This window comes from Nostoc sp. (genome assembly GCF_036916575.1).
Lineage (GTDB): Bacteria > Cyanobacteriota > Cyanobacteriia > Cyanobacteriales > Nostocaceae > Nostoc.
The window spans coordinates 21665-28455 of sequence record NZ_JBALGC010000030.1 but is presented as its reverse complement, the minus strand read 5'-3'; the positions used below and the strand labels follow the sequence as shown (position 1 = coordinate 28455).

At 40.1% G+C, this 6791-nt stretch carries 7 protein-coding genes and 2 pseudogenes; 7 read left to right on the top strand and 2 right to left on the bottom strand.

The features are described 5' to 3' along the window. From V7L29_RS08050 to V7L29_RS08040, 3 genes and pseudogenes are all read left to right on the top strand, one after another. Positions 1–101: pseudogene (locus V7L29_RS08050) on the top strand (carboxylating nicotinate-nucleotide diphosphorylase); the annotation flags it as partial. 202 nt (positions 102–303) lie between these two features. Then, positions 304–480 carry a hypothetical protein gene (locus V7L29_RS08045; RefSeq protein WP_334735098.1) on the top strand — a complete coding sequence of 59 codons (177 nt, stop codon included), beginning with the start codon at positions 304–306 and terminating at the stop codon, positions 478–480. Beyond that, positions 461–1285, top strand: coding sequence for a hypothetical protein (locus tag V7L29_RS08040; protein ID WP_334735097.1), 825 nt, complete (start codon positions 461–463; stop codon positions 1283–1285). The genes V7L29_RS08045 and V7L29_RS08040 overlap by 20 nt, the downstream gene beginning before the upstream one ends. 440 nt (positions 1286–1725) lie before the next feature. On the opposite strand, the gene V7L29_RS08035 is transcribed toward V7L29_RS08040, so the two are convergent. Both V7L29_RS08035 and V7L29_RS08030 read right to left on the bottom strand, forming a co-directional pair. Next, on the bottom strand, positions 1726–2901 hold the full coding sequence (locus V7L29_RS08035; protein ID WP_334735096.1) for a DNA double-strand break repair nuclease NurA: 1176 nt from the start codon (positions 2899–2901) through the stop codon (positions 1726–1728). A 271-nt stretch (positions 2902–3172) separates the two neighbouring features. After that, entirely contained in the window at positions 3173–3958 is a 786-nt protein-coding gene (locus V7L29_RS08030) for an HAD family hydrolase (protein ID WP_334690586.1), read from the bottom strand. A 194-nt stretch (positions 3959–4152) separates the two neighbouring features. Here V7L29_RS08030 and V7L29_RS08025 point away from each other — a divergent pair. The 4 genes and pseudogenes from V7L29_RS08025 to V7L29_RS08010 all read left to right on the top strand — a co-directional run. Next, a pseudogene (locus V7L29_RS08025) lies at positions 4153–4281 on the top strand (metal ABC transporter substrate-binding protein); the annotation flags it as partial. Positions 4282–4422: 141 nt separating this feature from the next. Then, on the top strand, positions 4423–4755 hold the full coding sequence (locus V7L29_RS08020) for a hypothetical protein (protein ID WP_334690585.1): 333 nt from the start codon (positions 4423–4425) through the stop codon (positions 4753–4755). Positions 4756–4893: 138 nt separating this feature from the next. Continuing rightward, positions 4894–5631: a hypothetical protein gene (locus tag V7L29_RS08015; RefSeq protein WP_334735095.1), complete on the top strand. Its 738-nt coding sequence runs from the start codon at positions 4894–4896 to the stop codon at positions 5629–5631. 22 nt (positions 5632–5653) lie between these two features. Next, positions 5654–6439: a prolyl oligopeptidase family serine peptidase gene (locus V7L29_RS08010; protein WP_334735094.1), complete on the top strand. Its 786-nt coding sequence runs from the start codon at positions 5654–5656 to the stop codon at positions 6437–6439. Positions 6440–6791: the final 352 nt, after the last annotated feature.

Genomic DNA, 6791 nt, shown 5'->3' with positions numbered 1-6791 from the left:
CTATTCGTGCTGTCGCACAGACGGGTGTTGACTATATTTCTAGTAGTGCGCCAATTACTCAGTCGAAGTGGCTGGATTTGAGCATGAGGATTGTACTTTAAATAAATAAGGTGATCATTCCACTGTCAAGTCAGTGTATTGTCTCAAGAATAGCACTTTATTTATGTTGGGTATCACTTTACTTTACCTGATCTAGTGATGATACAGATTGCTCTAGTCTCAACGATGAATTAAGATTTATACATCTGACTTAAATAGGGACACTACAATCCAATCAGATTTTCAATAAAGGAAAATAATTATATGTCTAGTAGTAGCTCTCGTGAAAAAATTGCATCACAGATTGCACTATCTTCATCGAGAATGGCTTTGACAGCATTTGAGCGTCATATAGAAGAAAAGCTCAATGATCAGACAGAAAAACACGAAACTGCGAACTCGAAGCCCAAAGTCAACCTCAATGAAACCAAATCCTTCTAAAATCCTTTGCTTGTTTGCTGAATTGCAAGATCGTTTATATCACAGTGATACTATAAAGAATGCAATTAGTCAAATATGCAGACATACAAAAGACCAAGATATTATTAAAACTTGTCAAACTATTGCTGAAATTCTAGAGATAGAATTTGATAGCAACTTTGATAAGGTTAACACTGATTGGCATTTCCAAGCAGTTCACAAATTGCAAAAACATCAAAACTGGGTAATAGAGAAATATCAAGAAATTCAAAAGTGTGTCAATGATTACAACTCGAAGTGGTCAGACCCTCTACTGAAAATTATAGATACCCAATTAGCACGACTTTTACAGCTAATAATACTTCTGGATAGAGAGCCTGATATTTGTGACGATAAAGGCAATGTAATACGTCCCAATGATTTAGTTGTTTACCTGTGTAAAGATGAGAAGGACAGAGATTATGAGCACTACGGGGTTGTTAGAGCAACCCCAAATGGTTACAGAGTTGCACACTTTTTTACGGGTGAGACGGTGAAGCCAAAAGGTAAAATTGTCAGGGTGGGAATTGGATATATTCATTTAGCTCACTACACACCAGACTGGCTGTTTAAAGAACGTCCTGAAAAAGAACATCCTGAAAAAGCTTCAGACATTCAAATTGAGGCGCGTATTCAAAAGTCGAGGGAAAAAATCCTCAGTGCAAAAGATCCTCTTTGGAATTTACTGAGTTACAACTGCGAACATTGGGCTAGAGAAATGGTATACAATGAACCAAAAGCTACTCAATGTGAAGAGAAAAGACTAGGAAATAACTCTAAAAATTAACAATAGTAGATAAAAAATGAGCCGCACAAGCTTTGTTTATTTGTAGTAATAGATTATAGCCAAATGGCTACACCAACCAAATAGTGGATTTTGGTTAGAATAGGATGTTAAATAAGAACAGTGTGGGAAAAGCGATCGCCACTCTACTAAACAAGGTCTGTTATACAAAACTGTATTCTAAATACTAGAGGCAGTACTAAAAAATCATCTATCCTTATCGCTCACTAACGTTCAATTGTTGGTGATTGCAGTGCTAGGTGGACTCTAGAGTAGCTCAGAAATACTCCGAAAGTTTGAGACAATAGGTCAAAACTGGGGCGAGTGGCGTTTTTCTGTCTATGTTTGCATAAAAACCTCCATAAACCAAAATAGATAAATACAATTTATCGCAGCTTTTTCAATCAATAATCTTAATTCATACCTTCTGCCTTCTGCCTCCTTCACGCAATACTTCCCCGCTTTCTGGCTTCTTTGTAGGAAGTTCCAACATTTTTCAAACCAGCTTTAATCATTTGTTGCTCGAGGAGAGCAAAGAAACGCGCTTTATCGCCACCTTTAACCACTGCTTGATTATGCGCTTCTGCGATCGCTACAGGATAGCCATATCCTTTTTGCACTTGTGCCAACATCAGTCCCAGTGCTTGGTCTAGCATGGTTGCATTATCTGCTACCCATGCCGGAATTTCTATCCGGGCGATTTCAGTACCGACGTGGACGTAGCAAAAGTAAATGGTTTGGTCTCCATAGAGTTCCAGAATCGGGGAATTACTGCGCCATAGGGTACTGCGTTGTCCTGGTTTGAGTCGGGTAGCCCAAACAGAAGTATCTCGCAACTGTTCAAAAATTTTACAAGGTACTTTTTCTAGCTGATTTGGACAATGACTTTTACAGTCTGGGACTGGATAGGGACAAGCCAACAACCGTAAAAAATTCATTGTTTCGTTGCTGCGAGAGGCACTAAGATAGCCCATCAGGGGAATTTGAGCATCACGCATCTGCTGCCAAGCTTCTAGGATGGGAGGTAAAATGCGATCGCGTGCATCCATCGGCAATTGTTCTAAAAACCAGTAAATTAACGAACCATCTACCATTGCCAGTACTGGCGTTTCCCCTTTCGCTGCACATGCAAGTTCTGCCAATACCGTTGTTTCTGAAGCAGTGCGACGGAAACTCATCCATTCCTCGGTTCTAATTCCCCACTGCCGAGACATGTATAAATCTTCTGTCCGATAAAATACCTCTGGTAAACTATCAAGTAGCGGATGACGATTTTGTCCATAGTGTAAGACTACTCTGCCGATATTCAGGAGATAACAGTAAGCAATTTCATGATGGTTGGGGGCAATTTGCGAACCATCGGTAGCGATGACTGTATGAATTTTTGGAGGAACTGGGATATCAATGCAGGTTTCTAACGGCTCAATTGGGGTAGCATTAGCAAAGAGAATGCGATCGCGCCATTTTTCCTGGCGAGCAATTAAGTCTTGTTGACATTCGTAAGCATTTTTGAGATGTTGTTGTGCCAATTCTAAACGCTGGCGACTAGCAGCAGCTTCTAAGGTGAGATGCTGACTTAAACCCTGCATTTGTCGCGCCAGTTTTGTCAGGTCAAGCATAAAGGTAAGTGAAGAATAAAGAGTTATTATTTCACTGAAATGGAAGGACGGAAGCTTCTAATTTTTAATTATTGTTATTTACGTACATCTTTTGAATATTCTGCTTCGTTGATTTGAGTCTACTTGAGTGGACTTGGGCTGTTAGCCCGGAACTTAAGTTCCGGGCAGGATATCGGTAAAGGGAACAATTTGACTGTTACAAACATCTTGACAATGATAAGTGCTTTTAAGCTAAAGGTATCAAGAGGTTATTGCAACGCCATTTAATATATTAAAGCCAAGCAGAGAAATCTTTTGCAAATTTAGACAGTGATAACAATTGAATTCGCCGATCATTTTGGGCCGTTTCCCGTTCTGCTTGGGTATTATAGCCCCAGTCTGCAAGGAAGAGTTTCACATCTTCAAGGTCTGCTTGCTGTTGCACTAAGTGCAATGTCTTGAGTCTGTCTTCTACAAACCAGAGACTAACTGGCTTGTTATCTGCTGATTGAATTAATTCTTGCAGAATTTCAAATTTGGGACGCTTGACTTCTTTACCAAAAATTGCTGCTACTGGTAAATTCACTCCTTGTTGTTGCAACAACTGCTGTACAAAACGCCCTTCTTTAGTTGTCACAATATATAACTTAACTCCACTGTCAAGAGTTAATTTGATTTTTTCTACTACACCTGGATAAAATCTATGCAGACTTAGCCACCCGTCTAAATCAGTGGTAATCCATTCATCCCGTTGATTATCTAGTTTCACACCAATTTCTCTTGCTTGTAGCTTGTCATTTAACAAAAATTTCGGGGCAATGCTTACCCATTCATGAAGAATTTTGTCATCAGAAACTCCATCTACCAACGCTTTTATTAAAACGGGCATTTCCCAACCTGTTTCAATTACAGGTCGCAGGCGATAAAATCTTAAAGCTAAATCATCTGGTGGTGTGGCGTTAGCAGGCGACCAAATTTCACAGTAGGTGCGCCATGCTACCTCAAAATATTCAATTAGTCCGTCGCAAATCACTCCATCAAAGTCCAGGGCTAAAATCGTGGGACTACTTGCGGTCATTGTTTTGAGGATTAAAACTGCTGTTGTCAGCTTACCCGACAAATTCAAATCATGCAGTAATTTTTGTTAGTCTTTTATAACTTATAACTTGCTCAAAAACTATGGCGGCATTGTCCAATCTGATTTTATACTAGTAGGTTAAGGAGGATCTACAGCAGGTTTGCCCTCAACTAAACGAATTCGGTTTTACTTGACTCTATTCTGATTTAATTGATACTAAGGGAAGCCAAGGAAATTCCTACATCAAGATGATGGAAGCGAATACCTGTAGCATTGTCGAAGCATTAGGAGGGGAATATACGTCCTTTCAACCAAAGAAGTAAATTTATCAGAGCAAATATCTAACCTAAGACGTGTTCCTTTCTAATCTTTTCTCAAAGTCTCTCCAGAGAAAGAATTCTTTGTATCTTCGATTTTCTAAAGTATTATTGGTAAACCTACATCCTTCAACACTTGAAAAAGCCATGAGTGATAGAAATCAAGAAAATCAAATTAATCAACCAGTAAGTGAAGATACACATTTACGCGAAGAACCGAACGTTAATGAAAGAAACTTAACAGCCAATCCAGGAGATAAAATCGTTGATGAGTCTCAATCTGTTGAAGAAAAGGCTCAACAGGTGGCTGTGGATGATGTACCAGACATTACAGGTGACAAAATCACAGTCCCGACTTACTTCGTTGTAGATGAACCCGACGGCGAAAAGAAAGCACTCCACCACGTTAAAGATGCTGAAGAGATTTCTGACGTAATTCGGCAAGCACGAGTTGACGAAGATGGAAATCGGAAGTGGTAGTAGTCTTTCATTTAAGCTACACGGGGACAAAGGGATACTGAGAGTTTTTTCTTTGCATCCCCGTATCTGTATTCTTTGGTCAAGTTAGTCTATTTATAACGCAATCAAAATCTGGAAATTCTCCCAGGATGGACGATAATGGGAAATATCACTAGTACCAAAGAATTAACACATTGGAATACATTAGAAATCAAAAATCAAATTTTAGAACTTGTTAAAGGTCGTAATGTAGAGCCGTTAAAAGCCAAGGTAGAATTTTATAAAAATGAATTAGCACCATATTTTACAGAGTTGAGCCGACGTAACCCCTTTGGCAAAGTTGCAGATCAAGTGGCGATCGTCACAGGAGTATGGATGCCAATATGGTCTACTATACCTTTTCAAGACATTTTACCTGGTAGGATACACGAGCAGTCTTACCAAATTTTTCATAATGATGGTTACTATGCAAATATTGCTCGTTATGCGCCAGGACAGCAGTCTAGTTTTTGGCAAAAATTTGCATCAAGACTACCAGTTTACGATTTAATGGTATTGCAAAAGTATTCAGTTCGAGATGAGCAGTGGGATATTAAAAATGTTGGAATATTCCAGGCATTGAGAAATAGAGAAATCCCATTGACAATTAATGATGCAGACGAGTGGTTTACAATAACAGTGGAATCGAAATTTAAGGAAGCAGCGCCAAACATAGAGTTACGGCAAGAACTCAAATTAAAAAATATGGACAGAAATACTGTTAAGAAATTTGAAAAAGCCTACCTAGCTACTTCTTTTCTAGAACATTTATATATAGATAATGACTTTCGGTTAGTTAAGAGTCAACGAGAAGCGACACAGCGACCAAGTTACACAATAGCTGTTCGCAGACGTTGAACTAACAAAGTTTTCTAATGCTATGCCGCCATTACAACAACAAGTTACTTCTACCAACAGCTACAACTACCTGCTATTTTTGCCAGATGGACTACGCCCCGCCGGAGGCGATCGCAATGAAACACAACAGTTACTTTTGCCAACAATCCTATTTTTACATGGTGCGGGTGAGAGAGGTTCTAATTTAGATGATGTGAAAAAGCAGGGTGTTGCCAAAATTGTTGAACAACAGCCAGAATTTCCTTTCATTGTCATTTCTCCCCAATGTCCGCTTGGTGAATATTGGAATGTAGAACGATTGAGCGCCCTTCTAGATGAGGTGATGTTTGGCGACAAGCTTTTCTCTAGGAGAGGCTGCGCCAACGGGTTTGAGGGTGACGCTCCTAACGTCGCGAACGCGCAGCGTTTGGCAGAGAATACTGCAATTCCCTCACCGCAAAGCGGCTACGCATCCTACTCTGTTGATGCAGATCGGGTTTACCTGACCGGCTTAAGTATGGGTGGTTATGGAACATGGCATTTCGCAGCAGCACAGCCCCAAAGATTTGCAGCGATCGCGCCTATCTGTGGCGGTGGTAACCCACAAGCAGTACGTAAGTTGAAAAATCTTCCTGTGTGGGCATTTCACGGAGCTAAAGATAATGTAGTTCCCTTAAGTGAGTCCGAAATCATGGTTTTAGAACTCAAAGCCTGCGGCGGAAATGTAAAATTTACAGTTTACCCAGAAGCCGATCACGACTCGTGGACGCAGACATATGACAATCCAGAGTTGTATGAGTGGTTTTTGCAGCATCAGCGTCAGCAATAGTGCAAGCATCATATAAAATTTTGATCACTAAGTTAGGGATACACTGAGCAGCGAGTCCGAAAAAAATAATGCTTTTCGTGTTGAAACGCTGCGAAGTCACGTCGTTTCTCTACGAGACGCTACGCGTAGCAAGATCCCCAAAGGGGTACGCTCCGAATTCAAAATTCACGGATTCAAAATTAATAATCCCCAGAAATAAATTTAGACGATGCACTGAGCGTAGCCTACGTGGGATTGTATTCTTTCCTTTGTCGGTAAAATTTAGACTTGATCCAGAAGCGATCGCAAGTGTTGGGATAATCAACACAATCTCATGTTCTATGGCGGTTCTCGTTTGAGTGCAGTACAGTTT

What these genes read in the sequence shown, in the direction of transcription:
- V7L29_RS08045 (WP_334735098.1), top strand. Translation starts at nt 304, where the DNA reads ATGTCTAGTAGTAGCTCTCGTGAAAAAATTGCATCACAGATTGCACTA.
- V7L29_RS08040 (WP_334735097.1), top strand. Translation starts at nt 461, where the DNA reads ATGAAACCAAATCCTTCTAAAATCCTTTGCTTGTTTGCTGAATTGCAA.
- V7L29_RS08035 (WP_334735096.1), bottom strand. Translation starts at nt 2,901, where the DNA reads ATGCTTGACCTGACAAAACTGGCGCGACAAATGCAGGGTTTAAGTCAG.
- V7L29_RS08030 (WP_334690586.1), bottom strand. Translation starts at nt 3,958, where the DNA reads ATGACCGCAAGTAGTCCCACGATTTTAGCCCTGGACTTTGATGGAGTG.
- V7L29_RS08020 (WP_334690585.1), top strand. Translation starts at nt 4,423, where the DNA reads ATGAGTGATAGAAATCAAGAAAATCAAATTAATCAACCAGTAAGTGAA.
- V7L29_RS08015 (WP_334735095.1), top strand. Translation starts at nt 4,894, where the DNA reads ATGGGAAATATCACTAGTACCAAAGAATTAACACATTGGAATACATTA.
- V7L29_RS08010 (WP_334735094.1), top strand. Translation starts at nt 5,654, where the DNA reads ATGCCGCCATTACAACAACAAGTTACTTCTACCAACAGCTACAACTAC.